This window comes from Streptomyces sp. NPDC101165 (assembly GCF_044768135.1).
Classification (GTDB): domain Bacteria; phylum Actinomycetota; class Actinomycetes; order Streptomycetales; family Streptomycetaceae; genus Streptomyces.
Map to the genome: position 1 here is coordinate 127,468 of NZ_JBIWPG010000007.1, position 25,725 is coordinate 153,192.

The window sequence follows — 25,725 nt, forward strand, 5'->3', positions numbered from 1 at the left end:
TGGGGCCGCGTCGTTCCCGTCTTCCCTGCGGCGCCGCCGGTCATCGCTTCGAAGCAGTCACTGCCTCTGTGGCACCACCGCGACCGGGCACAGGGCGTGGTGAAGCAGCGTGTGGCCCACCCGGCCGAGCTGGAGCCCGAAGTGGCCCGTCCTGCGCCGTGCCCCGACGACCACGAGATCCGCTGCCGCCGACCGATCCACGAGCATCTTGCCTGCGGGCCCCTCAAGCGTCGCCCGGCGTGTTCGGACGTGCGGATGCTCAGCGATCGCCGCTCTGAGCGAAGCGTCGATGAGGGCGGAGGCTCGCTCCTCGTAGTCGTCTGTCGGTGCCGCGGCCGGTAGTCGATCGCCGCTTCGGTCGTAGGCGGGCCGGCGCCAGGCACGCACCACGCCCAGGATGCAGCCGCGCACCTCGGCCTCACGGAAGGCGAACCGCACGGCCTCGGAGCTCGTGTCGGCCTCTCCCAAGCCGAGCAGGATCCGCTCATGCGTACCCGCCAGGCCCACCCGATCGCCTCGCACCACAACCACCGGGCACTGCGCGCGGGCAGCGACGGACAGACCGACCGACCCGAGAAGCAGTCCCTTGAGCTGACCGCGCCCGCGCGACCCGGTCACCAGGGCAAAGGCATCGTTGCCGTCGCGCACGAGAGCGGCCACGGCGTCCTCGGGAACGATGTCGGTGGAGACCTTCACATCCGGGTTGCGCCGCTCGGCGCGGTCGGCGGCGGAGGCCACGATGTGCTCGGCCAGCACCCGTTCGGAGGCGCGCTCCTGGCCCAACGAAGGGAGTCCACCCTCGTAGCGCTCCCAGAGGGAGGCGTGCACCAGCCTGAGTGGAAGACCGTGGCGGACTGCTTCGTCCACGGCCCAGTCGATCGCGAGCAGACACGAGTCCGATCCATCGACGCCCACCACCAGAGGAAGTGCCATCTTCCCCACCACCTTTCATGGGGCTGTCACGCCGTGCAGCGCATGGCGTGACCTTCACCGTTGCACCGGGGCCCTCGAAGTTGCGAGAGGCGCTTCGGCCCGGGCCATGGGACCTTCGTCCCCCCCACCCCCGCCTACGGCCCGTGATTCCGTTCGTATGCCTGTCGTACGGAGGTGGCGGCGCGGTCGGTCAATGCAGGCAGGGCCGACCGCACCGCTTCGCTCAGACCCGTGCCGAGTTGGACGTCGGCCACCTCCACGGCATGCACCACGAACCGTGGCGGCAGCTGGTCGAGGGCTTCCGCCAGGGCTAGGCACTCCCCCAGGCCGAAGGCATGCGTGCTCGCCGTACCACGTGAGTGGCCGGCCGCTTCCGCCGCTGTCAGGGTGTGCAGCTCGCCCGGACGGCTCGGCCGGCCTCGGAGGGCTTCCACAACGACCACGGTGTCTGCGCCGCGCCAGAGGTCGAGCATGCGCGCGGGTTCCCCGTCACTGGCCACCAGGACGGTGCCGTCGGGAACACGTCCCCGCAGTTCCTCCACCACCGCCGGCCCGGCCCCGTCGTCACCGCGCAGGGGGTTGCCCACACCGATCACCACGACCCGGCCGCTCATGTGCGCTCCACGGTCAGGTCGAGGAAGTGGGCGGCGCAGGAGATGCAGGGATCGTGATTGCGAATGGCCCGTTCGCATACGTGAGTGAGCTCCTCGTCGTCAGCGGCGGGCCCGGCCGCGTCCAGACGCGCCTGGACCGCCCTGCGCACGTCCTCCTCGATAGCGGTCTGGTTCTGGGCCGTGGGTGGGACGATACGGGCCTCGGTGACCGTGCCGTCCTCGGTGAGGGCGTAGCGGTGGTACAGCAGCCCCCGGGGCGCCTCCGTGGCCCCGGCGCCGACCGCCTCGCGTGGTGGGACCACGACGGCCGGGCGGGGAGGCGGTTCGTATCCGTCGATGATCCGCAGGGCTTCCTCGATGGCCTGTACCACTTCCACGGCGCGTACGACGATGCTCCGGAAGGGGTTGTCGCAGACCGGGCCGGTCAGCGGGTCGCCCAGGCCGGCGTCCCGCGCCGCCTCGGATGCCACGGGGTGCAGCCACCGGCCGTTGATCGCGTAGCGGGCCAGCGGGCCGGTCAGATAGCGGCGGCCGTCGAGAGTGGCCGTCAGGGCGGTGGAGTGAGGTACCTGCCCTTCCCGGACGTGCTCTTCGAAGTCGACCAGGGAGAAATCGCGCAGCGCCCGGCCTTGGCCGTCAGCGGCCATGACCGCCGGTGTTCCGGCGTCGATGGCGTAGCGGCCGGGGTCGCGCAGTGCGAACAGGTCGTGGTCGCACACGGCGTCGGGGAAATCGAAGGCCGCCACCCAGCGGACGGTTTCCAGTGCGTCCTCACGAGCCTGCCGCAGCCGTTCCGCCAGGGGACGGAGTTCCTCCGGTGCTGGCGTCCGATAGAAGCCGCCGACCCGGACGTTGACCGGATGGATGGGGCGGCCGCCGAGCTGTTCGAGGAGCGCGTTGCCGGTCTGCTTGATTCTCAGGCCGCGTTCGACGGCGGCTCGTTGGTCGCGGGCGAGTTCCACGACATCCGCACGCCCAAGGAAGTCCGGGGCGTGCAGCAGGTAGATGTGCAGGGTGTGGCTCTCGATCCACTCGCCGCAGTACAGCAGGCGCCGCAGGTCGGCGAGGGGGCCGTCCACGGTGACTCCGCAGGCGTTCTCGATCGCCTGGCATGCGCTCATCTGGTAAGCGACCGGGCAGATGCCACAGATGCGAGCCGTGATGTCGGGTGGTTCGGTGTGGCCCCTGCCGGTCAGGAAAGCCTCGAAGAAGCGTGGCGGTTCGTAGATGCGCAGCCGCGTCTCGGTGACCGTGCCCCCCTGGACGCGCAGGTGGAGAGCCGCTTCGCCTTCCACCCTGGCCAGCGCGTCCAGTCGCAGGACGCGGGTTCCGGGATGGTTCATGCGGGCCTTTCCGTGCGGGGTCCTGTCAGGCCGGAGGGGTCTTCTGCTCCTCGGCCGCGAGGTCGGGTACGGGGGCATATTCCGGTGACGCGGCGTTGAAGGTGCGGAAGACACGCTGGATGTCCTGCTCGCTCATCCCGTCGTGGCGCAACTGCGCGACCATCGAGCGCAGGTTGGGCTGGCTCATCGGCCCGAAGCAGCCGTAGCAGCCGCGTCCGTAGGCGGGGCAGATGGCGCCGCACCCGGCGTGCGTGACCGGGCCCAGACAGGGGGTGCCGTGGGCCACGGTGATGCAGGTGGTGCCACGCCTCTTGCACTCGAAGCAGACGCTGTGGCTGGAGATCTGGGGTTTACGTCCGGCCAGGTAGGCGGTGATGACCTCGAGGAGCTGACGGCGGTCGATCGGGCAGCCGCGCAATTCGAAGTCGACCGGAACGTGGGCCGAGATCGGTGTCGAGGTCTCCAGTGTGGCGATGTACTCCGGCTGGGCGTAGACCGCGGCGACGAACTCGTCGACGTCCGCGAAGTTGCGCAGTGCCTGGATACCGCCCGCGGTGGCGCACGCTCCGATGGTCACCAGACAGCGGGAGATGCGGCGGACGTGCTGGATCCGCTCGGCGTCCTCGGCGGTGGTGATCGACCCTTCGACCAGGGAGAGGTCGTACGGTCCCCGGCCGTCCAGTCGCGCACGCTCCCCGCCGCCCCCCTCGACCGGGGTCATCTCTACGAAGTGGTCGATGCGTACGCGCGCGGTGAGACCGAGGAGTTCGTCCTCACAGTCGAGCAGGGTCAGCTGGCAGCCGTCACAGGAGGCGAACTTCCACACGGCGAGCGCCGGCCGGGGGTCGGTGGCCGGTCCAGGCTCGGTGGCCATGTCACAACTCCCTTACGAGGAGCAGGTCTGCCACGCGGTCGCAGCCGACGACCGGCCCGTCGCGGCACAGCAGGAGCGGGCCGAGCTGGCAGTGGCCGCAATGGCCTGTGGCGCAGTGCATGTTCCGTTCCAAGGACACCTGAACGCGCTGCGGCACCAGACCCTTGAGCAAGAGCACGCGTGCGGTGTAACGCATCATCACCTCTGGCCCGCACACCAGCGCGCAGGTGCGTTCGGGCCGCAGGTCGAGGCGGTCAAGGAGCGTGGTGACCACCCCCACCGCACCATCCCAGCCCGAGCCGGGGCGGTCGACGGTCACCTCCACCCGGGCCGGGCCGCGCCAGCTCTCGATCTCGTCCCGGTACACCAGATCGGCAGGGGTACGAGCACCGACCAGGACCGCAAGGCGGCCGTACACGGCCGGCCGGTCCAGAACTGCATGCACGACCGGCCGCAACGGAGCCAGACCGATGCCGCCGGCGATCACCAATACATCGTGGCCGGCTGCCGCATCAAGGTCCCAGCCGGTGCCGTACGGTCCGCTGAGCCCGACGGTGTCAGCCGGGCGCAGCCGGTACAGCGCGGTCGAGACCGAGCCCACCGCGCGCACGGTGTGCACGAGACCTCCGTGGCGGCCGCGCAGGGCGCTGGCCGAGATGGGTACTTCGCCGACGCCGAAGGCGTAGATCATCGCGAACTGGCCCGGTGCGAACAGCGAGAGTTCCTGTCCGGTCGGTACCAGTTCGAGCGACCGGGTGTCGGCGGTCTCAGCCCAGGTGTCGGCGACGCGGTACGGCAGCGGGGGCGTCACAGTGCTCATGGCGACCCGCTTTCCTCCTCCGCTGCCCCGGACTGTGTCCAGTCGTGCAGGGCGGCGGCTTCCTCGGTGATGTCGATGCCGACCGGGCACCACACGATGCAGCGTCCGCAGCCCACGCACCCCGACGAGCCGAACTGGTCGTACCAGGTGCCGAGCTTGTGGGTCATCCACTGTCGATAGCGGCTGCGCGACGAGGCACGGACCGGGCCGCCGTGCAGCTGCGAGAAGTCCAGGTCGAAGCATGAGTCCCACAGCCGCCACCGCTCCGCGTGGTCGCCGGTGAGGTCCGTGACGTCCTCGGTGGTGGTGCAGAAACAGGTGGGGCACACCATGGTGCAGTTGCCGCAGGTCAGGCAGCGCCCTGCGACGTCGTCCCAGCGGGGCGCGTCGAGCGTTCCGGCCATCAGTTCCCGCAGATCGGCCTCGGGCATCGTCCGCCCCATGCGATCCGCGGCGGCCGTGACGCCTGCGCGAGCTGTCCCCCGAGTTTCGGAGTCGGCCGGACGAACGGGCAGCTCGGCCAGGATCTCCGCGCCCTCCTGGCTGCCGCTGCGCACCCAGAAGCGGTGCCCGTCCTCATCGACCACTTCGGTCATCACCAGGTCGTAGCCGGGACCGGCAGCGGGTCCGGTGCCCATCGAGACGCAGAAGCACGTGGCGCCGGGCTCTGTGCACTCGACCACGATCAGCAGGGCTCCGGAGCGCCGTCCTTCGTAGACTGGGTCGCGGTACGCTCCACCGGTCAGCACCCGGTCCTGGATGGCGATGGCCCGCAGATCGCAGGCGCGCACGCCCAGGAAGGCGTATCGAGGCGGCGCGGCCTGGTCGGCCGTGAGGACCAGGTCGCCCTCCACCCGGTCGGCACTCCACTGCCGCACCCGCGTCGGATGCAGGAAGGATTTCCACGACTGGGGTCCCGCCGCGTTCGCGAAGGCCGCGCCGTCCGACCGCTCCCGAAGCCGATACCGCCCGGCCTCCAGCTCCACACCCCATCCGTACGGCAACTCGTCGGCCGACCGCAGCTCCGCCAGCACGATCGCACCGTCCCGCACCGTAGGACCGACCACGGTGAAACCGCGCCGGACCAGCACGTCCACGAGCGTGGCCATACCGTCCTTGCCCATCACGTGCCCGTCGGACGCGGGGGCCGGGGAGGCGTTCACATCGGCGTCGGCACTCATGACCGACCTCCTTCAGCACTCGGGACGGCGCATGGGGCCTTACCGTCCCTTTCACCACGATCGCAGCATTTCCGGTACGGCGGCGCGCCGACAGTGCCGTGCGGGCAAGCGTGCGGGGTCCATTGGTCCCCTTGGCCCCAGCCGGCCGACGCCCTGGCCCGGGCGGGCGTCGAGGGCAGCTCCGAGCGATCAGCTCGCTCAGCAGCGTGGGGAGAGGAGGTATGTGCGGCCCTCGCGGCCCCACTCCCCGTACCTGGGGATCAGACCTGGCGAGACGGCGCAGGGAGGAGCCGAGTTCAGCGTGCTCGTCGGTGACGAGCCAGGCATCCAGCCAGCCCTCGGGCGGCTCCGCCCCGGGGGACGCCATGGCGCCCACGCCCAGAAGCGTGAGCCGGAATCGAGGCGCCATACCCCTCGCCTCCCGGAACGTACCCCGGTCATCGTCTCAAGTAAGCAGTAGCCGTCGACCTGAGCCGTCCGGCCACGTACGGGGGCCGTTCGACCCAGTGCGGGCGGATCGGTCCGGACTGATGATCGAAGAAGGCCCGAAGGAAGGAGGGGCCGGCATGCGGTGGGAGACCATCCGGAAGGACACCCTGCTTCGGATCGCCGCCAATCTGGGCGACTACGACAAGGAGTGTGCGGGCTTCTCGTGGTCGGAGGCACGGGCCAGGCTGCAAGGGCTGCCCGGCGGGCGGGGACTGAACATCGCGCACGAGACCGTGGACCGGCACGCGGCATCGGCCCGTGCGACAGCCGTCGCGCTGCGCTGTGTCGGGCGGGACGACTCGTTGACCTGCGTGACCTACGGAGATCTGGCCCGCTCGACGGCACGTTTTGCAAACGTGCTCCGTGGCCTCGGGATCGGTCACGGCGACCGGGTTGTGACGCTGCTGGGGCGGTGCCCCGAGCTGTACACCGTGGTCCTCGGCACGCTGAAGAACACCAGCGTCCTGTGCCCGCTGTTCTCCGCGTTCGGACCGGAACCGGTCGCCATGCGCCTGACGCTGAGCGACGCGCAGGTGCTGGTCACCACGGCGGAGCTGTACCGCAGGAAGATCGCCGGGCAACGCGAGAGGCTTGCCGCCCTGCGCCACGTGCTGATCGTCGGCGAGGGCGCGGACGACCTGTCGGGCACGCTGTCCCTCGCCGCGCTGATGGCCGACGCGGCCGACACCTTCACCATTCCGCCGACCTCGCCGCACGACATGGCCCTGCTGCACTTCACGAGCGGTACGACGGGCACGCCCAAGGGTGCGGTGCACGTGCACGAGGCGGCCGTAGGCCACTACATGACCGCGCTGTACGCCCTCGACCTGCACGAGGACGACGTGTACTGGTGCACCGCCGACCCGGGCTGGGTCACCGGGATGTCCTATGGGATCATCGCCCCTCTCATGCACGGCGTGACGGTCGTGGTGGACGAGGGCGACTACGACGCCCGGCGTTGGTACCGGATCCTCGCCGAGCAGCGGGTGAGCGTCTGGTACACGGCGCCTACGGCCCTGCGCATGCTGATGCGGACCACGCCGAGAACCGGGCCGTACGACCTGCCCCGCTCGTTCGACCTGAGCACACTGCGGTTCATCGCATCGGTCGGCGAGCCGCTCAACCCGGAAGCCGTGGTGTGGGGACGGGACGTGCTCGGCCTGCCGGTGCACGACAACTGGTGGCAAACCGAGACCGGCGCCATCATGATCGCCAACTTCGCCGCGTGCGACATCCGTCCCGGCTCGATGGGGCGTCCTCTTCCCGGTGTGGAAGCGGCGGTACTGCGGCGCGGCGAGGACGGTCGGGCCCAGGTCGCAGACGGACACGTCACCGTACTGGAAGAGCCCGGCGGGGAAGGTGAGCTGGCGCTCCGGATGGGCTGGCCATCCATGTTCCGCGGCTATCTGCACGACGAGCCACGCACTGCGGCGGCCTTCGCGGACGGCTGGTACCTCACCGGCGACCTGGTACGGCGCGACGCGGACGGCTGGTACTGGTTCGTCGGGCGCGCCGACGACGTCATCAAGTCGGCGGGGCACCTCATCGGGCCGTTCGAGGTCGAAAGCACCCTGATGGAGCATCCGGCCGTCGCCGAGGCCGGGGTCATAGGCAGGCCCGATCCCGTCGCCGGGAACATCGTCAAGGCGTTCGTCACGCTCCGACCGGGCTTCGACCCGACCGCCACGACCAAGCAGGAACTGCTGGCCTTCGCCAGGCGCCGACTGGGGCCGGCCGTGGCGCCCCGCGAGATCGCCTTCGACCAGCACCTGCCGCACACCCGCAGCGGCAAGGTCATGCGCCGCCTGCTGCGGGCACGTGAACTCGGCCTGCCCGAGGGCGACACCTCCACCCTGGAGAAGGACGCCTCGTCCCCGGAGAGGACGGAGCAGTCCGCATGAGCACCACCCGCACCCCGCGCGCCCCTCGGACCGCCTCCCGGCCGAGCCGCGAGGCCGCGCACCGTCTCGCCCTGCTGGAGTCCATGCTGCGTGTCCGCAGGTTCGAGGAACGCTGCGTGGAGCTGTACAGCGCGGCGCGCATCCGGGGTTTCATGCACTTGTACATCGGTGAGGAAGCCGTGGCCGTCGGCGTCAACGAGGCACTCACGGACGACGACGCGGTCGTGTCGACGTACCGCGAACACGGCCACGCGCTCGCCCGCGGGGTTCCGACCGAGGCGATCATGGCGGAGATGTTCGGCAAGGTCACCGGCTGCAGCCGGGGCCGTGGCGGCTCGATGCACCTCTTCGACGTCGGCCGCCGCTTCTATGGAGGCAACGCGATCGTCGGGGGCGGGCTCCCTCTCGCAGCCGGCCTCGCCCTCGCCGACCGCATGACCGGCCGCAACCGGGTCACCTGCTGTTTCTTCGGGGACGGCGCCTTCGCCGAGGGAGAGTTCCACGAGACGGCCAACCTCGCCGCGCTCTGGGGACTGCCCCTGCTGCTGGTCTGCGAGAACAACCTCTATGCGATGGGCACGGCTCTGGCACGCCACCAGGCCCAGACCGACCTCGCACTGCGTGCCGCCGGGTACGGCATGGTCTCCTGGGCCGTCGACGGCATGGACGTCTTCGCCGTCGAGAACGCCGCCCGGCGGGCGGCCGAAGGGGTGCGTGCCGGAACCGGACCGCACTTCCTGGAGATGCACACGTACCGCTTCCGCGCCCACTCCATGTACGACTCCGACCGCTACCGCGACAAGGCCGAGATCGAGCACTGGAAGGAGCGCGACCCGGTAGAGGGGCTCGCCCGGCGGATGCGGGAGGCGAAGGAGCTGACCGACAAAGCCCGCACCGCCCTCGAGGACCGCCTGGCCGCCGAGATCGACCGCGCCGTCGAGGCCGCCGAGCAGGCTCCCGAAGAGCCCGTCGAGGATCTGCTGACATACGTCACCAGCCCGGTGGAGGCGAGCAGACCATGACCGCGACCCGCACCCGTACTGCCGAACCCGCCGCTCCCCGCGACCGGAAAACGACCTATCGGGAGGCCCTGCGCGAGGCCCTGCGCGAAGCACTGCGCACCGACGAGCGTGTGTTCCTGATGGGTGAGGACGTCGGCCGGTACGGCGGCTGCTTCGGCGTCAGCCTCGGTCTGCTGGAGGAGTTCGGGCCGGAACGGATCCGAGACGCCCCGCTGTCGGAGTCCGCGTTCGTCGGCGCCGGCATCGGCGCCGCCCTGGCGGGCATGCGGCCGATCGTCGAGATCATGACGGTCAACTTCAGCCTGCTGGCCCTCGACCAGATCCTCAACAACGCGGCGACCCTGCTGCACATGTCGGGCGGCCAGCTGCCCGTGCCGATCGTGATCCGCATGACCACAGGTGCGGGACGGCAGCTCGCAGCCCAGCACTCGCACAGCCTGGAGGGCTGGTACGCGCACATCCCCGGCGTGCGGGTCCTCGCTCCGGCGACCCTCACCGACGCCCGGTACATGCTGGCCCCCGCGCTCGCCGACCCCGACCCCGTGCTGATCTTCGAGCACGGCAGCCTTTACAACGTCTCAGGCGACCTGGCCGCTGACGCGGGGCCGGTCGACATCGACCGAGCGACGATCCGCCGACCCGGCACGGACGTATCCCTGATCACCTACGGCGGCTCGCTGCCCAAGGCGCTGGCCGCCGCCGACGACCTCGCGAGCGGCGGCATCAGTGCCGAGGTCGTCGACCTGCGGACCTTGCGCCCGCTGGACGACGCCACCGTCGGCGACTCGGTGGCGCGCACGCACCGCGCCGTCGTCGTCGACGAGGGCTGGCGCACCGGCAGCCTCGCCGCGGAGATCTCCGCACGCCTCACGGAAGGGCACTTCTACGACCTCGATGCCCCTGTAGAGCGGGTGTGCAGCGCCGAAGTGCCCATACCGTACGCGCTCAGGCTGGAGGCGGCCGCGCTGCCACAGGTCGACGGGATCGTCGCAGCCGCGCGCCGCACGGTCGGCGAGCCCCTCCCGACCGGAGCCTGCGAGGCGCAACGGCAGCCGGTCACGGGAAGGCCAGGCTGAGATGACTGCGTTCACCATGCCCTCGCTCGGCGCGGACATGGACGAGGGAGTGCTCCAGGAGTGGCTCGTGAGCCCCGGGGACCAGGTACACAAGGGCGACGTCGTGGCAGTCGTGGAGACCGACAAGGCGGCCATCGAGGTGGAGTGCTTCGAGTCGGGCACCGTAGGACGGCTGCTCGTTTCGCCGGGGACCCGGGTGCCGGTGGGGACACCGCTCGCCGTGATCGAGGGCGAACCCGCGGCCGCCGGGAAGGCGGGCGCATCCGGGGACGCGGCGATGGTCAGAGGCGAGGCAGTCCCGCCGATGGCCGCCGAGCCGGTCGAGGGATCTCTCTCGCAGAAGACGCCCCTGCGGGCGGAGGCTGAACAGGAGCCCGCCACGGGGAAACGCCCGACACCTCGACGGAAGGGGATCCCGGAACCGGGGCCCGTCGAGGAGCCGGTGCGTACACAATCCCGAAGGAAGCCCGGCAGGCAGCCCGTACGCGCGGCGGAAAGTCCCGCGCAACTGCCGCCGGAGCTGTCCGCCGAGGCGGAATCCGCGCTCGGAGCCGGACCGCTCGTGCGGCACCTGGCGGAGCTGCGGGGCGTCGACCTGACGACACTTCACGGAACCGGACCTGGCGGACGGATCACCCGTGCCGACGTGGAGCACGCCCCGCCTCCCCCCGCGCTCAGGCTGCGGGCCACCCCGTACGCACGGAGGCTCGCCCATGACCTCGGCATCGACCTGACGACGGTACGGGGCACCGGGGACGGCGGAGCCGTGCATGCGGCGGACGTACACGCGGCCATGCGCGCACGCACCGGAGGAAACGAACCCGAGCGGCCGGCTCAGCACCTACCGGACGGCCAGCAGCGCATGCGTATGGCCGTACCGGCCGACGAACGGCCGGAACAACGTACGGGCACCATGCGCCGTGCCATCGCCGACCTCATGAGCCGCTCCAAACGGGAGATCCCGCACTACTACCTGTCCACGACCATCGACCTCACGGCGGCCGACGGCTGGCTCCGCCGGATCAACCGCGGTCGTTCGCCTGCCGACCGCCTCGTGCCAGCCGCCCTGCTACTGAAGGCTGCCGCGGTGGCGGCGCGCGAGGTGCCGGGCCTCAACGGCTACTGGCAGAACGACGGGTTCGTCCCCGGTGCCGAGGTCAATCTGGGTGTCGCGGTGTCGCTCCGGCAGGGTGGACTGCTCGCGCCGGTGATCCACCGCGCCGACACACTGCCGCCCGACGCCCTCATGACCAGCCTCAAGGACCTGGTCCAGCGCGCTCGCCGGGGACGGCTGCGTGGCAGCGAGATGACCGGCGCCACCCTGACCGTCACCAACCTGGGCGACCAGGGCGTGGAGACCGTGTTCGGTGTCATCCATCCGCCCCAGGTGGCCCTGGTCGGCTTCGGTGCGGTCGTCGAGCGGCCCTGGGCCACGGGCGGCATGCTCGGTGTGCGTCCGGTGGTGACCGCGACCCTGGCCGCCGACCACCGGGCCACAGATGGTGCCGTAGGGGCGCGTTACCTGACGGCTGTCGACCGACTGCTGCAGAAACCGGAGGAGCTGTGAGCCGCATGAAGCCCCTGACCGACACGGAGGCCACGACGGTGGTCAAAGAGTCGATCACGCAGATCATCCCGGACGCCGACTTCACTCGGGTCGAACCGGACGACAAGTTCCGTGACGTGCTCGAACTGGATTCGCTCGACTTCCTCAGCCTGGTGGAACTGCTGTCCGAGCGCACGGGAATCCGTATTGACGAGGAGGACTACCCGGAACTGACCACCCTCGCGGATGCCACGCGGTTCCTGATCGACAGATCGAAAGACGGGACCAGCCCAGTGCCGTGAGCTTCCGGCCGCTGCATCCGCACACTGCGGTCCGTACTGCGGTGAGGAGGAATCGATGTCGCACACGGCTGAATGGAAGATACGTCTCCATCTCTTCGAAGACGACGACGGAACAACGAAGGCGCACCTGGTGCTGGACACCGGTACCGCGGCGCTCACCGCCCACGGAAGTGCGCACTGCCATCCGGCGGACACGAACGTGCCGGAGATCGGTGACGACCTGGCGGCAGGCAGGGCCATGGTCGACCTCGCTCACCAGCTGCTGGAGACCGCGGAGCGCGACATCCAAGGCATGGCTTCTCGTCGGCTCAGCACTCATGAGACGACTGGAAGGCCCCTATGAATTCATAAATCATCGATGACACGTCCGAACCGCATGTCAGGGGCGCGCTTTCGCCCCGCCCCCGCTGGCATCCGCTGCCACCTCGGCCGACCACGCGGGCCCGGCCCAGCGGTCCTCGACATCGGTTGCACACATACCGCCACATCAACGTCGGATGGGGGGTTTCCGCGGCATGCGCACGGGAGGTGATGAATCCACACTGGTCTTGAGGAGTGTGTCGCCAAGGGCAAGGACCCGAGGACCATGACCGCCGGCCAGCTGGAGCAGGGCAAGCCGATCACAGTCGACGCCAGCGCCGATGCGGGCCGGGTCCTTGAGGCCATGGAGGAGCACAAGATCCGCCGGCTGCCGGTGATCGACAACCATCGCCTCGTCGGCATGACCAGCGAGGCAGACCTCGCACGTCACCTCCCCGAGGATCAGGTGGGCCATTTTGTCGAAGTCATCTGCGCAGCCCCCTGACCGACCGGGTCGGCCGGGGCTCCACATCGCACGACACCGAGAGAGGAACGGCATGCTCGACAGAGTCCAGGACGTGCCCCCAGGGGTCGACGCCGTGAAGGCGATCGGAACGGTGTCGAAGGCCGACTACAGAGCGGTGATCGAGCCACTCATCGACGACGCGCGCAGGGAAGGCCGCCGCATCCGCCTCCTGTGGGAAGTCGGCTCGGAATTCCGGTCGTTCACCCCGGCAGCCGGGTGGGAGGACCTCAAGGTCGGGATCGGCGCCATGCGCCTGTTCGAGGGATGCGCGGTCGTCAGCGACACCGGCTGGATCCGGGAGTCGACCCGGCTCGCGAGTTTCCTGATGCCCTGTCCGGTACGCGTCTTCGGCGGCCAGGAACGCGATGAGGCCCTGCACTGGCTCGTCTCGCTGCCTGAAGGACCCGGCGTGTCCCACCAGCTCCTCCCCGAGTCCAAGGTGCTGGTGGTCGAGGTGGAACAACCCCTGCGTGCACAGGACTTCGACGCGCTGGCGCAGACCGTCGACAGCTGGCTCGAGACCCACGACGAACTGGCCGGTGTCGTGGTGCACGCTCGCGACTTTCCGGGCTGGGAGAACATCGGAAGCCTGCTCCGGCATGTACGTTTCGTCCGCGACCATCATCGCAAGGTCAGGAGGGTCGCGCTGGCGGCCGACAGCAAGCTCGCCGGCCTCGTGCCTCACATCGCGAACCACTTCGTCCAATCCGAGGCTAGGCAGTTCGGATACGCCCAGCTCGACGACGCCCTCGCCTGGGCCGCGAGCCCGCCCGACCGTAGCCCTGTTCATGCGGGTTGATGTGGCAGCCCCTCTCCGCACAGGCCCATACGTCCAGGGGCGCGCGTCGTGTTCATTCGCGGTGCAGCACGACTTTGAGGGCTCCCGTGGTGGTGCCCTGTGCGAACACCTCGTAGGCGTCGTTCATCCGGTCGAGAGCGAAGGTGTGGGTGACCAACTGGGCGACGTGCAGGCGTCCGAACCTCATCAGCTCGAGCAGCCTGGGTATGGAGGACGTGTCCACCTGGCCGGTGCTGATCGTCACGTTCTTGCGCCACAGGGATTCGAGATGCAGCGTCGCCGGTTTGCCATGCGCACCGATGTTGGCGATGTGCCCTCCCGTGCGGACGGCGCGCGTGCACAGCACGAACCCGTCCGGATCGCCTGACGCCTCGATGACCACGTCGGCGCCCGGTCCTTCGGCCAGGTCGGTGATCATCTTGCCGGGCGATTCGGCGACATCGGCCCCCACATGGACGGCAGTGTCCAGCCGGGCACCGGCCAGGTCCACCACGATGATCCGGCGGGGCGAGTAGAGCCGGGCGACGACCACCGTGGCAAGGCCGACGGGACCCGCGCCCACCACTACGACTGTGTCTCCCGGGGACACATGTCCGTTCCGCACTCCGACCTCGTAGGCGGTCGGCAGGAGCTCAGCGAGCAGCACGGCGTCGTCGAGCGGAAGGTCGAAGGGGCGTCGGATGGTGGAGTATTCGGCGAAGGGCACCCGCACCAACTCGGCCTGGGTTCCGTTGATCAGATAACCCAGGATCCATCCGCCGCCCTCGCCGCATTGTCCGTACTTGGCGTCGCGGCATGCCCGGCAGTGGCCGCAGGCCGAGACCGACGACACGATCACCTCATCCCCGGGGCGCAGGTGGTGGACTTCGCCACCCACCTCGACGACCTCGCCGACGGCCTCGTGGCCGAGGACCGTTCCCGGCTTCACCTCGGGAAGGTCTCCTCGCCGGATGTGCAGATCACTGCCGCAGACGGTGGTGGCGTCGACACGCACGATCGCGTCGGTCGCCTCCTGGATGGCAGGGTCCTGGACGGTGTCCCAGGAGCTCTGTGCCGGGCCGTGGTAGACGAGCGCTCGCACGGTACTCACTCCCTCGTCCCCCACTCCACGGTCACCCCCGCAGAACGCCCGGGCAACACGGCCGCCCGCGCACCTCAGTCCGGCTCCATGTAGGGGCGGCGGAGGACCGGCGCCTGGCCGGCGCCCCATGGCCGCACGGCTGCCAGCGCCTGGGCGACCGCGGACTCCAATGAACCACTGGTGTCCACCGCGACGGCGTCGGGCCATGGCGGCTCCGTGGCCGCCATCGCGGCGGCGATCTCGGGGCCGGCGTCGGATGCGCCGGGAGCGCGCGTGGTCAGGCGGGCCGCTGACACGTCGCCCGGCACGTGGCAGTGCAGGGCCACCAGGTCGGCGCTGGTCCGTTCGGCCACGCGCGAGGCCGCCTCACGCTGTCCCGCATCGGACCAGGTGGCGTCCAGGACGACGGACTCGCCGGCGGACAGCAGGGCGGCTGCGCGATCGAGCAGCGCGCCATAGGTTCTGGCCGTCCACTCCGGTGTGTACATGCCCTCGCCGTAGCGGGCCGTCGCGGACTGCTCCGCGGGAATGCCCGCCAGTTCCTTGCGGAGGCGGTCGCTGCTGAGCAGGGTGATCCCCAGCCGGTCGGCCAACGCCCCGGAGAGGGTGGACTTCCCGCTGCCCGGCAGTCCGCCGACGAGGGTGAGACAGACAGCGGAGGCGCGCAGGTGACGCAGTGCCGCAGAAGCGAGCCGCCGCGCCACCGCCTCCGCCCCAGGCGCGCGCTGACGGGCCTGGACCATGGAGACCTTGGCGCGGACGAACGCGCGGTAGGCGATGTAGTGGTGCCACAGGGACGGAGGCGCCGGATCGCCGGAATACTCGCCGTACTGGGCGAGGAAGTACGCCGCGGCTTCCTGGGCGCCGAGCCGCTCCAGGTCCATGGCTAGGAAGGCGGCGTCGTCCAGGCCGTCGACGTAGCGGAGATGGTCGTCGAACTCCAGGCAGTCCAGGACGCGAGGGCCGTCGTCGAGGCAGAAGATGTCGTCGGCGAGCAGGTCGCCGTGGCCGTCAACCACCCGTCCCTGCTCGATGCGGGCGTCGAACAACGGCTTGCGACCGGCGAGATAGCGGCGCACCAGCCGCTCGACCTCCGTCACCCCGTCGAGCACGAAACCGTCGGCAGCCAGCACTTGCACCTGCTGGAAGCCGGCCTCCCACCGCGCTGACAGCGCGTCACGCGTGCCCTGCTCGGCCACGTCGCGGCCGCGGGGCGCGTCCGCGTGCCACGCGGCGAGGTTCCGTGCGACGGCCCGGAGGACATCGTCGACGGCGGCTCCTGCTCGGACCAGGCGGGAGAGGCGGCGGCCCTCCGGCATACGGCGCATCACCACGAGCGGTTCAGGCGCCTGTGTGTCAGGGCTGCGGAACTCGCCAACCCCCAGGTAGACGTCGGGGGCAAACCGGCGGTTGAGGGTGACTTCTCGCTCGCAGGCGGACTCGCGAGCCGATGCCGCGGTGTAGTCCAGGAACCCAAGATCAACCTGCTTCTTGACCTTGTAGACGCGGTCGCCGACGAAGAACAGGATGGCCGTGTGGGTCTCGCGAACGTCTGCGCGCGGCAGCGGCTCGCGCTCGTGCCCGGACGCATCCGCCTGAGGCACCGACCGCAGCGCGGATGTCCCCCGGAGCTCGGGCTCAGTCATGAGCGACCGCTCGGCGCCCACGGGCCGGTCCTGGTGCCGGCAGCGGCCACGCGTGCAGCAGGCGCGGGGTGAGCCTACGTTTCTCGGCCCCGTCGGTGGCCCGGTGGGCAGCGCTGAGACTCTCGGGCGAACCGTCGATGCCGACGGTGACGACTGGTTGCATGGCGGCGGCCTCCGTCTCGTACGAAGCTGGAAGCGACGGTGGACGAGTCCGATCGAGTGAATGGTCCGGACGTCGCCAGCATGCCGAACATGATGCGTTCTCTCATTCGAGGATCACCCGAGCCCCTCTGCGGCGCATGTGGACGTGTGGAGGAGAGCCCGGAACGGGAATCCGGCACGAGAGGAGACAGGGGCGGTGACGATTCCCCTGGTGGTCGGCGTGTACGGATCCGAGGCGAGCCTGGAGGCGGTCGACTGGGCCGCCGAAGGGGCGGTCCGGCACGGGGTGCCGCTCCACGTCCTGCACGCAGCGGGTGGGGACCATGAAACCTCCGACGTGATCAGCGCTGCCTCGGCACGTGCCACGAAGGGCGCTGCCCCCGTGCGGCTGTCGAGCGAGGTGGTGCATGAGGACGCGGCCTCCGCCTTGGTCGACAAGGGGCGCAACGCCTTCGCGCTGGTGCTCGGGTCAAGAGGGCTCGGAGACCTCGCCGAGATGCTCCTGGGGTCGGTCAGCCTCGCCGTGGCGGCACGAGCCGACTGCCCGGTCGTCGTGGTCCGCGGCACAGCAGAGCACCGGGACGCCCAGTTTGGAACCATTGTCGTCGGCGTCGAGGACGAAGAGAACAGCGGCACGGCCCTCCGGTTCGCGTTCCGCGAGGCCCACGTGCGACGGTGCCGGCTGATGGCAGTGCACGCCTGGAGCGCGCCGTTCGGAGCTTTCGCCACATCTCAGGCTCCGTCGTGGCCCCTGGAGGCCCACCGGCGCCCGTCGGCGCAGGTGCTCGACGACGCCCTGCGCAGCCTGCCGGAACAGTACCGCGACTCCCTGGTCGAGCGGATCCTGATCGAAGCACCGGCACGCCAGACACTGCTGGAAGCCGCATCAGGGGCGGACCTTCTGGTCGTCGGTACCCGCCCGCGCCTCATGCATCGAGGTCTGCAACTGGGCCTGATCAATCACGCGGTACTGCATCACGCGCCGTGTCCCATCGCGGTCGTTCCCCAGATCTGACCACCTCTTGGAGCAGGCTATGTCGAAGGCCGATGGGCTTCCTCGCGCCTCCCAGCAGCCGTGGCGGCGGTCCTGGTCAGGTGCCGGTGGAGGAACGGCGGGCGTCGTCCTCTCGGTACGCGATGTCAGCGGCGACCGAGACCACGCCGTCGACACCACGGCACAGCTGCTCAATGACGGGGATCAGACTCCTGTACTCCACGGAACCGCCGAGGGCGACCCGCCCGCCGCGCACCTCGACCGTCACATCCGAGGGTTCGAGGCCCATGGTGCGCCGCAACACGTCCCCCGTGATCTCCTCACGGATGGCATCGTCACGGCGCAGGAAGACCCGTAGCAGGTCACCACGGCTGACGATGCCCAGGAGCCGGTCTGCCTCGTCCACCACCGGCAGCCGCTTGACGTGCTGGGCCTCCATGAGGCGAGCGGCCTCGACCACAGTCCACTCAGGGCGCGCGCACACTGCGGGAGCCGACATCAGTTCCTCGGCGATGGAACCCTCCGCCTTGGCCCGCTCCCAGGCCTCCAGGTTCGGGACCGGAGCCCTGCCAGACGGGTCGGCCTGGTCAGCGCTCTTGCGCAGCAGGTCGGCCTCGGACACCACCCCCATGGGCCGGTCCAGATCGTCCACCACAGGTACGGCGGTGACGTCGTTCTCCGCCAGCAGCCTGACGAGCTCCTTGAACGGTGTGTCACGCCGTGCCCGTACGACGTCCCGGGTCATGAGCTCCTCGACCGTTCGGTGGTGCATGGTGCCTCCCGTACACGGGCCGCCCGCCTCGCGGCCCCGGGGGCTCTCACCCCATGCGGCGGCCTGTCCCGCGTGGCAGGTTGGATACAGCACCATTCTGAGGAGAGGGCGGCGATCATGCGAGCTCACCTCGGCGACCAACTGGTCATCGAAAGTCCTACGGCCGGCGCCGCCAAGCGCGACGGCGAGATCGTCGGACTTCACCACAAGGACGGAACACCTCCCTACGATGTGCGCTGGTCGGACACGGACGAGGTGACGCTCGTGTTCCCCGGGCCCGACGCACGCATCCGGCACCTCGAGCATGAACAGCTCGGGAGCACCCACGCGCAACGGCCGGAGACGGGAGAGGCGGAGGCCGTGTCCACAGCTGCCGCGCCGGCCGGGACAACCAACCCTGGCGACATCGGCCGGCGCGTGGCCGTCGAACGCCGGAGACAGGGAATCAGCCGGGAGGAAGCCGCCCGCCGCGCCCGGATGTCGTCCGACTACCTGGCATACCTGGAGGAACGGCCTGCCGACCCAACTCTGGCGACTCTCATCAGGCTGGCCGACGCACTGGGCACTACGGTCGCTGCTCTGCGCGGCGGAGGCATGGATCTCCCACCAGGTCAGGGCTACGCACTGCTGCACCCTCAACTGCGGGACCTCGACCCGGAGGAGTGCCGCTCCCTGCTCTCCACGCATGGGGTGGGGCGCATCGCGGTGACGACGTCCGACGGCCGCCCGGCGGTCGTCCCGATCAACTACGAGGTCGTCAATGAAGCCATCGTCTTCCGGACCGCGCCCGACTCCGTGGCGGCGGCGGCCGCGGAAACGGACGTCGCCTTCGAGGTCGATCACGTGGACGAGGCTCTGAGTCAGGGCTGGAGCGTGCTCGCCGTCGGCCGCGCGAGCGTCGTGACCGATCCCGAGGCCGTGCACAGGCTCACCCAACGCGCCCACACCACGCCGTGGGCGGGCGGTGAACGCGAGATGTGGGTGTCGATCCGGCCCACGAGCCTCACGGGCCGTCGCATAACCCCGGCCGATCAGTAGACGGCCACGGGTCACCGAAGAGACACCCCTCCCAGGGTGCGCCGACTCGCGAGCGGAGTCTGGTGGGCACATACCGTCCGACGAGCGGGCGCGGCCCTGACCCATGACGCTGCGGCCGCCCCGTCGATGCACAGCGCGCAGCCTCTTCCTATAGGTGGGGGTCGGCCGTCTACTCGGTACTGGGCTTCGTGGATTCGGCGACCTTCAATCAGGCGCCGCGCGTGCGCGGGTCACCGCGTGGTCTGGGCTCCGCCCGTGCCGACATCCTCGCCGCCAAGCCGGGACTCGACGCTCACCACCCCCTCCAAGGCGCGAACAAGGCGCTCGGCGACCCAGATGAGCGAGGTGTCTTGGACCGGGCCACGAAGCGTGACGACCCCGTCCTGCACGGACACGTGGATGGCGTGACCGAGCGTGGGGAACAGGTAGGCCACCACAGTGCGACGGACTTCCTCCTCAATGTCATCGTCCGATCGCAGGAAGACTTTCAGCAGGTCGCCACGGCTGACGATGCCCCGCAGCCTGCCCTCGTCATCGACCACGGGCAGCCGTTTGACGTGTTTCACAGCCATGATCCGGGCCGCCTGCGCCAGGGTGACGTGGGAGCGGACTGTCACAGCGGGCCTGCTCATCAGTTCCTCGGCGGTCAGCGCCTCCGCCTTGGCCAGTTCGGACCGGCGACGGATCCGTTCGGGGCGGGTGAGGTCGCGGCCCCGGAACTCCTCTTTGGGCAGCAGGTCCGCCTCGGAAACCACACCGACGACCCGCCCCTCACCTTCCACGACCGGAACGGCGCTGACCTGCCGCTGTTCCATGGCCCGCACGATCTCCTTGAACCGGGCAGCACGCCCGACGGCCACCACGGGCAGGGTCATCACATCGCTCACGATGTGCGGAGCGTCAGGCATGTCCTAAGTCCTTCAGGGGCGAGCCGGAGGAGTCGGTCAGGCCGTATGACTCCAGCATCACCACGCCCTGGCGGACCGCAATCCGGCCGGAGGCCGCCCGATGCGAGACCCGGTCGGTGTGTCGCGGCGGTACTCGGACGGTGCGACGGCATTCACAGGGGCTCTCGGCAGCCGGACGGAGAAGGCGGTGGCGGCGATGGAACTCCCGCTGGTCGTGGGCGTCGACGGATCGGACTCCAGTCTGCTGGCAGTCGACTGGGCGGTGGACGAGGCGGCACGGCACGGGCTGCCGCTGCGCCTGGTCCACGGCTCTCTGTGGGAGCGATACGAGGGAGCCCAACCGTCCTTCAGGACCGACCGTCCTGCGGAGCAGGTCATGGCACAGCACATCATCGCTTCCAGCATGGAACGTGCCCAACTTCGCAATCCCGAGGTGAAGGCTTCGGGCGAGGTACTGCCGGACGATGCCGTATCCGTGTTGCTGCGGGCGGGCCCCGAGGCGTTCGTCCTGGTCACGGGCTCTCGGGGGCACGGCGAGGTCGCGGGGCTGCTGCTGGGGTCGGTCAGCCTTGCGGTGGCGGCTCGTGCCGTGTGCCCGGTCGTCGTGGTCCGAAGCGGGGACCCGATCCGTCAGGGAACCTTCGGCCGGGTCGTGGTGGGGGTCGGGGACCCGGCTGGTGGCGCGGGCGCCGTACGGTTCGCCGTCCGCGAAGCCGAGGTGCGCGGCTGCGCCCTGACGGCCGTACGGGCCTGGCGCAACCCGGCCCAAGAGCCCGTGGACCACATGCTGATCGCCGACGACGCCGCCCGGCTGCGCGAGGAGCGGGCCTCGGCCGGCCTCGACGACGCGCTGCGCGAGGCCGCACGGGAACACCCTCAGGTCGACATTCAGCGCCGACCGGTCGAAGGCCCCGCCCACCGGGTCCTCCTGAAGGCATCGGCCGAAGCCGACCTGATCGTCGTCGGTGCTCAGCGCCGGCACGGTCACTTCGGCCTGCAGCTCGGCAGAGTCGCCCATGCCCTGCTGCACCACGCGGAATGCCCGGTCGCCGTCGTCCCCCAACCGGTCTGAAGCTCACCGCGAGGGCCCGGGCCCAGCGGCCTTCGAAGGAGAGGGAAGGGCGGCGGATGTCGGAGTGGACATGGGAGTGGACGGGCTACGACCCTGCAGTCGAACAACTGCGTGAAGCGCTCTGCACGCTCGGCAACGGCTACTTCGCCACGCGGGGCGCGGTGCCCGAGTGCCGGGCGGGCCTGGTGCACTGCCCGGGAACCTACGCGGCCGGGTGCTACAACCGCCTGGAGTCGACCGCGGCAGGGCGGCAGGTGGTGAACGAGGACCTGGTCAACCTCCCGAACTGGCTGGTTCTCCGATTCCGTCGGCGCCGCACCCAGGGAGAGTGGGGCCCGTGGTTCTCCCCTGACACGCATGCTCTCCTGGACCACAGGCACACTCTGGATCTGCGCCGCGGCACGCTCACCCGGACGTTCCGCCATCGGGACGACGAGGCATGTGTGCTCGGCGTCGAACAGACACGCCTGGTGCACATGGGGGATCCTCACCTGGCCGCGCTGCGGACGGTTTTCACGGCCGAGGACTGGTCGGGAGAGATCGAGATCGAGTCCTGCCTCGACGGGGAGGTGATCAACGGCAATGTGCATCGTTACCGCGCCCTGAACCGCCGGCATGTGGCCCATGTGCGCACTGGGGCAGAGGAACCCGGCACGGTATGGCTGAGCTGCCGGACCAGCGCTTCGGACATCGCCGTCGCCCTGGCTGCCCGGACGACGGTCGTCGCCGAAGGGGCATTGGCGTCTTCGGTGCTTCGTCCGGCCCGTCACCGTGCGGTCCACCGCCTGGTGGTCCCGATCTCCCCCGGCCGGCCCGTCACCGTGGAAAAGACGGTGGCCCTGCACACCTCACGGGACACGGCGATCAGCGACCCGCTCGGCGAAGCGGTCGACCGGGTGTCCACAGCGGCGGACTTCACCGCCCTGCTGGACTCCCATGTCGCCGCGTGGGAGCGGCTGTGGCGGCGCGCGGACCTCCAGGTCCCCGGCGAGGCCGGCCGCATCCTCCGTTTCCACCTCTTCCATGTCCTGCAGACACTGTCACCGCACACCGCGGATCTGGATGTGGGGGTGCCCGCCCGGGGCCTGCACGGCGAGGCATATCGCGGTCACGTCTTCTGGGACGGGCTCTTCGTTCTGCCGTATCTCAACCTGCACTTGCCGGAAGTGTCCCGGGCGCTGCTGAACTACCGCTACCGACGCCTGCCGCGGGCCTGCCGGGCAGCCGCCGCGAGCGGTCGGGCCGGGGCGATGTACCCGTGGCAGAGCGGCAGCGACGGCCGTGAGGAATCTCAGGAATGGCATCTCAACCCCGCCTCGGGCCGCTGGCTGCCCGACCACTCCCGCCTCCAGCACCACGTGGGCTCGGCGATCGCCTACAACGTCTGGCATTACTGCGAGGCCACCGGTGATACCGAGTACCTCCACACGAGGGGCGCGGAGATGCTGCTGCACATCGCCCGTTTCTGGGCAGACCTCGCCGTCTTCGACTCCGACAGGAACCGTTACCGAATCCGTGGAGTCGTCGGCCCGGACGAGTACCACGACAGCTACCCAGGGGCTGCCCTGCCGGGACTGGATGACAATGCATACACCAACGTCGCTGCCGCCTGGGTCCTCACCAGCGCCCTGGAACTCATGCGGCGCCTTCCCGCATGGCGCCGCGAGGAACTGTTCGACCGGCTCCGGCTGAACGCCGACGAGCTGCCGAAATGGGAGGAGGTCTCCCGTCGTTTGCGCGTGCCGTTCCACCAGGGCCTCATCAGCCAGTTCGAGGGCTACGACGACCTCGCGGAACTGGACTGGGACGCCTACTGTGCGCGCTACGGCATCATCCGCCGGCTTGGACCGGATCCTGGAGGCCGAGGACGACTCGGTCAACCGCTACAAGGCGTCCAAGCAGGCCGACGTTCTCATGCTCGGCTACCTGTTCTCGCCCTCCGAACTGCGGGCCCTGTTCCGGCGTCTCGGGTACGACCTGGACGACGACGTCTGGCGGAGGACGGTGGACTACTACCTGCAGCGCACCAGCCACGGCTCCACTCTCAGCGGGCTCGTCCACGGCCTGGTCCTCGCCAGGGCCAGACGGGCCGAGGCATGGCAGTACGTGCACGAGGCCCTGGAGGCGGACATCGCGGATATCCAGGGCGGCACGACCGGCGAAGGTGTCCATCTCGGGGCCATGGCCGGGACCCTCGATCTGGTCCAGCGCGGCCTGTCGGGGCTGGAGACACATGAGGACGCGCTGTGGCTGGACCCGGTACCGCTCCCGGCGCTCTCCGAGTACGGGTTCACGATGCACTATCGCGGTCACTGGGGCGTAGGCATACGCCGCCGGAGCGGGCAGCTGGAGATCAGCGTGCCGGACTCGGAGGAGTCGCCGATCCGGGTGATGCTGGCCGACCGGGCGGTGACCATCGCGCCTGGGGACACCTGCTCACTCGTAGTGCCGGACCTCGTCCCGGACCGCCCCTCACGTTACTCCTGACCTCGCGCCTGCGAGCTGATGCCTGCGATCGGCGTTCAACCGTTTCTGGAGCGGCTGCACGCCAACGACCTGGTCGTCTATGACGGCCGTACCGTGGTCGCCCACCGCGAACGCCTCAGCGGCCGGGGCGAATCCCGCCTGGTTCTGGACCACTACCTGGAGGCCCTCCTGCGCAAGCCGGGCGCCTTCCCCGGAGCGACCGCCCTCGAACAGGCCAAAGCAGCAGGGAAGTTCACCCCCGTTCATGAAGCCTGGTGGACCGCGGCCTGCGCTGCCCACGGCGAGGCGGCCGGCACCCGGGCCCTGATCGAGGTGCTGCTGCTGGGCCGCCACATGGAACACGAACACGTCGTCGCCGGACTCGCGGCGGCCCACCGGGCCGGCGCCCTGACTGCGGACGCGGTCGCACTCGAGGCCCGCAAAGCTGCCGAAGGCGAGACCTTCACCGAGCCCGCGAAGCCCACCGCCCGTCCCGTCCCGCCGCACGAAGAGACCGGCGGGACGGTCACATTCCTGTCCGACTGGAAGCTGTCCCATCTCCCGCCCGACACCCGGCCGCTGCCGTCGGTGGCCCACTGCGACCAGCTCCTGCACCGGCACGGCCGCACGGCCGGCGAGAAAGAGGGATCATGAACCGCAAGCGCGGACTGGCCGAAGAAGCCGCCACCGCCTCGATCGACCATGCATGCCGCATGCTCAGGCTGCCGTCCATCCGCCAGCAGTTCACCGACCTCGCCGAAGGCGCCGCCCGCGATCAGATGTCGTATCGGGCGTTCCTCGCCGAACTGCTGCTGGCAGAGTGCGACGACCGGGCCCGCCGGCGTTCCGAGCGCCGGATCAAGGCCGCTTCCTTTCCCCGGGACAAGAGCCTGCGGGCGTTCGACTTCGAGGCGAACTCCAACATCGACCCGGCGACCGTGAACACCCTCGCGACCTGCGAGTGAGTCAAGAAGGGGGAGCCGCTCTGCCTGATCGGCGACTCCGGCACCGGAAAGTCCCACCTGCTGATCGCCCTGGGCACCGAGGCTGCGATGCACGGCTTCCGCGTCCGCTACGTGCTGGCCACCAAGCTCGTGAACGAGCTGGTGGAAGCGGCCGACGAGAAGCAGCTGTCGAAGACGATCGCCCGCTACGGCCGAGTCGATCTTTTACGCATTGATGAACTCGGCTACATGGAGCTTGACCGTAGGCGCGCTGAGCTGCTGTTTCAGGTTCTGACCGAACGAGAGGAGAAGAACAGCGTCGCCATCGCTTCGAACGAGAGTTTCAGCGGTGAACGAAGACATTCACCGATCCGCGGCTCTGCGCAGCCATCGTCGACCGGCTGACCTTCAACGGCGCCATCATCCAGACCGGCACCGAGTCCTACCGCCTCGCTCACACCAAGGCGCACGCCGAACAAGCCCAGGCCGGCTGACCGGGCGCCACACCGGAGAGGCCACCCGGCAGCCGACCGGCTCAGAACCCTTCAGCCGTCATCGCTGTCCGACGTCGCAGGTCGGGGGCACCTACTGGCCTGTCTGGACAGTGCTGCGCAGCTTTGTGACCGCCTGCCAGAGACCATCAAAGGCGCGCTGTTCCTCCTGCGGGGAGGGCCGGGCGGAATCGAAAACGCTGTCGCATCGCCCCCGCAGCCGGGCATAGGCGTCGAAGCGGGCAAGAACCTCCTGGATCAGTTGTTCCTGCGATGGGGCGGGAGGCGGGCCGGAGGGAGCGTTCTGGGGGGCATCCGTGACATCTTCCTTGAGCGGAGGGCGGTCAGAGCCTACTGGTTCACTTGGTTTCCGAAGATCTCTTTCACTTCGCGGGCCGCGTAGTACACCAGCACATAGCCAGCGG

General features: G+C 69.7%; 22 protein-coding genes and 3 pseudogenes. 14 read left to right on the forward strand and 11 right to left on the reverse strand.

The genetic code is table 11. From position 1 onward, the window contains the following. Positions 1–57: 57 nt before the first annotated feature. The 6 genes from ACIRVH_RS16555 to ACIRVH_RS16580 all read right to left on the reverse strand — a co-directional run bounded on the left by ACIRVH_RS16555 (position 58) and on the right by ACIRVH_RS16580 (position 5,765). Complete coding sequence (locus tag ACIRVH_RS16555; protein WP_403953296.1) at positions 58–933, reverse strand: universal stress protein; 876 nt, start codon at positions 931–933, stop codon at positions 58–60. A 134-nt stretch (positions 934–1,067) separates the two neighbouring features. Beyond that, positions 1,068–1,547 (reverse strand): hydrogenase maturation protease, encoded by a 480-nt coding sequence (locus ACIRVH_RS16560; RefSeq protein ID WP_403953298.1) that lies wholly within the window; start codon positions 1,545–1,547, stop codon positions 1,068–1,070. Further along, positions 1,544–2,890: a Ni/Fe hydrogenase subunit alpha gene (locus ACIRVH_RS16565; RefSeq protein ID WP_403953299.1), complete on the reverse strand. Its 1,347-nt coding sequence runs from the start codon at positions 2,888–2,890 to the stop codon at positions 1,544–1,546. Before ACIRVH_RS16565 ends, ACIRVH_RS16560 begins: the two co-directional genes overlap by 4 nt. A 25-nt stretch (positions 2,891–2,915) precedes the next feature. Beyond that, a complete protein-coding gene (locus tag ACIRVH_RS16570) occupies positions 2,916–3,764 on the reverse strand; it encodes an oxidoreductase (protein WP_403953301.1) in 849 nt (282 codons plus the stop codon). Between the two features lies 1 nt (position 3,765). Then, complete coding sequence (locus ACIRVH_RS16575; protein ID WP_403953303.1) at positions 3,766–4,584, reverse strand: FAD/NAD(P)-binding protein; 819 nt, start codon at positions 4,582–4,584, stop codon at positions 3,766–3,768. Next, positions 4,581–5,765, reverse strand: a complete 1,185-nt coding sequence (locus ACIRVH_RS16580) for a 4Fe-4S dicluster domain-containing protein (RefSeq protein WP_403953306.1) — start codon at positions 5,763–5,765, stop codon at positions 4,581–4,583. Before ACIRVH_RS16580 ends, ACIRVH_RS16575 begins: the two co-directional genes overlap by 4 nt. Before the next feature lie 566 nt (positions 5,766–6,331). Here ACIRVH_RS16580 and acsA point away from each other — a divergent pair. From acsA to ACIRVH_RS16620, 8 genes are all read left to right on the forward strand, one after another. Further along, a complete protein-coding gene (gene acsA / locus ACIRVH_RS16585) occupies positions 6,332–8,155 on the forward strand; it encodes an acetate--CoA ligase (RefSeq protein WP_403953309.1) in 1,824 nt (607 codons plus the stop codon). After that, the gene (gene pdhA / locus ACIRVH_RS16590) at positions 8,152–9,177 is read left to right on the forward strand and encodes a pyruvate dehydrogenase (acetyl-transferring) E1 component subunit alpha (protein ID WP_403953311.1); all 1,026 of its coding nucleotides are present in this window, start codon (positions 8,152–8,154) and stop codon (positions 9,175–9,177) included. The genes acsA and pdhA overlap by 4 nt, the downstream gene beginning before the upstream one ends. Continuing rightward, entirely contained in the window at positions 9,174–10,253 is a 1,080-nt protein-coding gene (locus tag ACIRVH_RS16595; protein ID WP_403953314.1) for an alpha-ketoacid dehydrogenase subunit beta, read from the forward strand. Before pdhA ends, ACIRVH_RS16595 begins: the two co-directional genes overlap by 4 nt. Before the next feature lies 1 nt (position 10,254). Next, entirely contained in the window at positions 10,255–11,820 is a 1,566-nt protein-coding gene (locus ACIRVH_RS16600; RefSeq protein WP_403953317.1) for a 2-oxo acid dehydrogenase subunit E2, read from the forward strand. 5 nt (positions 11,821–11,825) lie between these two features. Further along, positions 11,826–12,101: an acyl carrier protein gene (locus ACIRVH_RS16605; RefSeq protein WP_403953320.1), complete on the forward strand. Its 276-nt coding sequence runs from the start codon at positions 11,826–11,828 to the stop codon at positions 12,099–12,101. A 55-nt stretch (positions 12,102–12,156) separates the two neighbouring features. After that, positions 12,157–12,444 (forward strand): DUF1876 domain-containing protein, encoded by a 288-nt coding sequence (locus tag ACIRVH_RS16610; protein ID WP_403953323.1) that lies wholly within the window; start codon positions 12,157–12,159, stop codon positions 12,442–12,444. Between the two features lie 243 nt (positions 12,445–12,687). Further along, the gene (locus ACIRVH_RS16615) at positions 12,688–12,906 is read left to right on the forward strand and encodes a CBS domain-containing protein (protein WP_403953325.1); all 219 of its coding nucleotides are present in this window, start codon (positions 12,688–12,690) and stop codon (positions 12,904–12,906) included. Positions 12,907–12,958: 52 nt separating this feature from the next. Then, positions 12,959–13,726: an STAS/SEC14 domain-containing protein gene (locus ACIRVH_RS16620; RefSeq protein ID WP_403953327.1), complete on the forward strand. Its 768-nt coding sequence runs from the start codon at positions 12,959–12,961 to the stop codon at positions 13,724–13,726. Positions 13,727–13,778: 52 nt separating this feature from the next. Here ACIRVH_RS16620 and ACIRVH_RS16625 read toward each other — a convergent pair whose 3' ends face one another. The 3 genes and pseudogenes from ACIRVH_RS16625 to ACIRVH_RS16635 all read right to left on the reverse strand — a co-directional run. Continuing rightward, positions 13,779–14,807: an alcohol dehydrogenase catalytic domain-containing protein gene (locus tag ACIRVH_RS16625; protein WP_403953933.1), complete on the reverse strand. Its 1,029-nt coding sequence runs from the start codon at positions 14,805–14,807 to the stop codon at positions 13,779–13,781. Positions 14,808–14,881: 74 nt separating this feature from the next. Further along, positions 14,882–16,453, reverse strand: a complete 1,572-nt coding sequence (locus ACIRVH_RS16630) for an AAA family ATPase (protein WP_403953330.1) — start codon at positions 16,451–16,453, stop codon at positions 14,882–14,884. Between the two features lie 19 nt (positions 16,454–16,472). Next, positions 16,473–16,616: pseudogene (locus ACIRVH_RS16635) on the reverse strand (universal stress protein); the annotation flags it as partial. 195 nt (positions 16,617–16,811) lie between these two features. Here ACIRVH_RS16635 and ACIRVH_RS16640 point away from each other — a divergent pair. Further along, the gene (locus ACIRVH_RS16640; RefSeq protein ID WP_403953332.1) at positions 16,812–17,630 is read left to right on the forward strand and encodes a universal stress protein; all 819 of its coding nucleotides are present in this window, start codon (positions 16,812–16,814) and stop codon (positions 17,628–17,630) included. Positions 17,631–17,706: 76 nt separating this feature from the next. Here the strand turns inward: ACIRVH_RS16640 and ACIRVH_RS16645 are convergent, their stop codons facing one another. Next, entirely contained in the window at positions 17,707–18,381 is a 675-nt protein-coding gene (locus tag ACIRVH_RS16645; protein WP_403953335.1) for a CBS domain-containing protein, read from the reverse strand. Between the two features lie 117 nt (positions 18,382–18,498). Here ACIRVH_RS16645 and ACIRVH_RS16650 point away from each other — a divergent pair, with 117 nt between their 5' ends. After that, complete coding sequence (locus ACIRVH_RS16650; RefSeq protein WP_403953337.1) at positions 18,499–19,419, forward strand: pyridoxamine 5'-phosphate oxidase family protein; 921 nt, start codon at positions 18,499–18,501, stop codon at positions 19,417–19,419. Between the two features lie 230 nt (positions 19,420–19,649). Here ACIRVH_RS16650 and ACIRVH_RS16655 read toward each other — a convergent pair whose 3' ends face one another. Continuing rightward, a complete protein-coding gene (locus ACIRVH_RS16655; RefSeq protein ID WP_403953340.1) occupies positions 19,650–20,327 on the reverse strand; it encodes a CBS domain-containing protein in 678 nt (225 codons plus the stop codon). A gap of 196 nt (positions 20,328–20,523) precedes the next feature. Between ACIRVH_RS16655 and ACIRVH_RS16660 the strand changes: the two genes are divergently transcribed. The 4 genes and pseudogenes from ACIRVH_RS16660 to istB all read left to right on the forward strand — a co-directional run bounded on the left by ACIRVH_RS16660 (position 20,524) and on the right by istB (position 25,303). Beyond that, positions 20,524–21,399, forward strand: a complete 876-nt coding sequence (locus ACIRVH_RS16660) for a universal stress protein (protein ID WP_403953936.1) — start codon at positions 20,524–20,526, stop codon at positions 21,397–21,399. A 56-nt stretch (positions 21,400–21,455) separates the two neighbouring features. Beyond that, positions 21,456–23,886: pseudogene (locus ACIRVH_RS16665) on the forward strand (glycoside hydrolase family 65 protein). Positions 23,887–23,904: 18 nt separating this feature from the next. Next, positions 23,905–24,519 (forward strand): hypothetical protein, encoded by a 615-nt coding sequence (locus ACIRVH_RS16670; protein ID WP_403953343.1) that lies wholly within the window; start codon positions 23,905–23,907, stop codon positions 24,517–24,519. Further along, positions 24,516–25,303, forward strand: a pseudogene (gene istB / locus ACIRVH_RS16675) (IS21-like element helper ATPase IstB). Before ACIRVH_RS16670 ends, istB begins: the two are co-directional and overlap by 4 nt. Positions 25,304–25,725: the final 422 nt, after the last annotated feature.

Coding starts and splice junctions, on each gene's coding strand:
- ACIRVH_RS16555 (WP_403953296.1), bottom strand. CDS start 933: ATGGCACTTCCTCTGGTGGTGGGCGTCGATGGATCGGACTCGTGTCTG.
- ACIRVH_RS16560 (WP_403953298.1), bottom strand. CDS start 1,547: ATGAGCGGCCGGGTCGTGGTGATCGGTGTGGGCAACCCCCTGCGCGGT.
- ACIRVH_RS16565 (WP_403953299.1), bottom strand. CDS start 2,890: ATGAACCATCCCGGAACCCGCGTCCTGCGACTGGACGCGCTGGCCAGG.
- ACIRVH_RS16570 (WP_403953301.1), bottom strand. CDS start 3,764: ATGGCCACCGAGCCTGGACCGGCCACCGACCCCCGGCCGGCGCTCGCC.
- ACIRVH_RS16575 (WP_403953303.1), bottom strand. CDS start 4,584: ATGAGCACTGTGACGCCCCCGCTGCCGTACCGCGTCGCCGACACCTGG.
- ACIRVH_RS16580 (WP_403953306.1), bottom strand. CDS start 5,765: ATGAGTGCCGACGCCGATGTGAACGCCTCCCCGGCCCCCGCGTCCGAC.
- acsA (WP_403953309.1), top strand. CDS start 6,332: ATGCGGTGGGAGACCATCCGGAAGGACACCCTGCTTCGGATCGCCGCC.
- pdhA (WP_403953311.1), top strand. CDS start 8,152: ATGAGCACCACCCGCACCCCGCGCGCCCCTCGGACCGCCTCCCGGCCG.
- ACIRVH_RS16595 (WP_403953314.1), top strand. CDS start 9,174: ATGACCGCGACCCGCACCCGTACTGCCGAACCCGCCGCTCCCCGCGAC.
- ACIRVH_RS16600 (WP_403953317.1), top strand. CDS start 10,255: ATGACTGCGTTCACCATGCCCTCGCTCGGCGCGGACATGGACGAGGGA.
- ACIRVH_RS16605 (WP_403953320.1), top strand. CDS start 11,826: ATGAAGCCCCTGACCGACACGGAGGCCACGACGGTGGTCAAAGAGTCG.
- ACIRVH_RS16610 (WP_403953323.1), top strand. CDS start 12,157: ATGTCGCACACGGCTGAATGGAAGATACGTCTCCATCTCTTCGAAGAC.
- ACIRVH_RS16615 (WP_403953325.1), top strand. CDS start 12,688: ATGACCGCCGGCCAGCTGGAGCAGGGCAAGCCGATCACAGTCGACGCC.
- ACIRVH_RS16620 (WP_403953327.1), top strand. CDS start 12,959: ATGCTCGACAGAGTCCAGGACGTGCCCCCAGGGGTCGACGCCGTGAAG.
- ACIRVH_RS16630 (WP_403953330.1), bottom strand. CDS start 16,453: ATGACTGAGCCCGAGCTCCGGGGGACATCCGCGCTGCGGTCGGTGCCT.
- ACIRVH_RS16645 (WP_403953335.1), bottom strand. CDS start 18,381: ATGCACCACCGAACGGTCGAGGAGCTCATGACCCGGGACGTCGTACGG.
- ACIRVH_RS16650 (WP_403953337.1), top strand. CDS start 18,499: ATGCGAGCTCACCTCGGCGACCAACTGGTCATCGAAAGTCCTACGGCC.
- ACIRVH_RS16655 (WP_403953340.1), bottom strand. CDS start 20,327: ATGCCTGACGCTCCGCACATCGTGAGCGATGTGATGACCCTGCCCGTG.
- ACIRVH_RS16660 (WP_403953936.1), top strand. CDS start 20,524: ATGGAACTCCCGCTGGTCGTGGGCGTCGACGGATCGGACTCCAGTCTG.
- ACIRVH_RS16670 (WP_403953343.1), top strand. CDS start 23,905: ATGCCTGCGATCGGCGTTCAACCGTTTCTGGAGCGGCTGCACGCCAAC.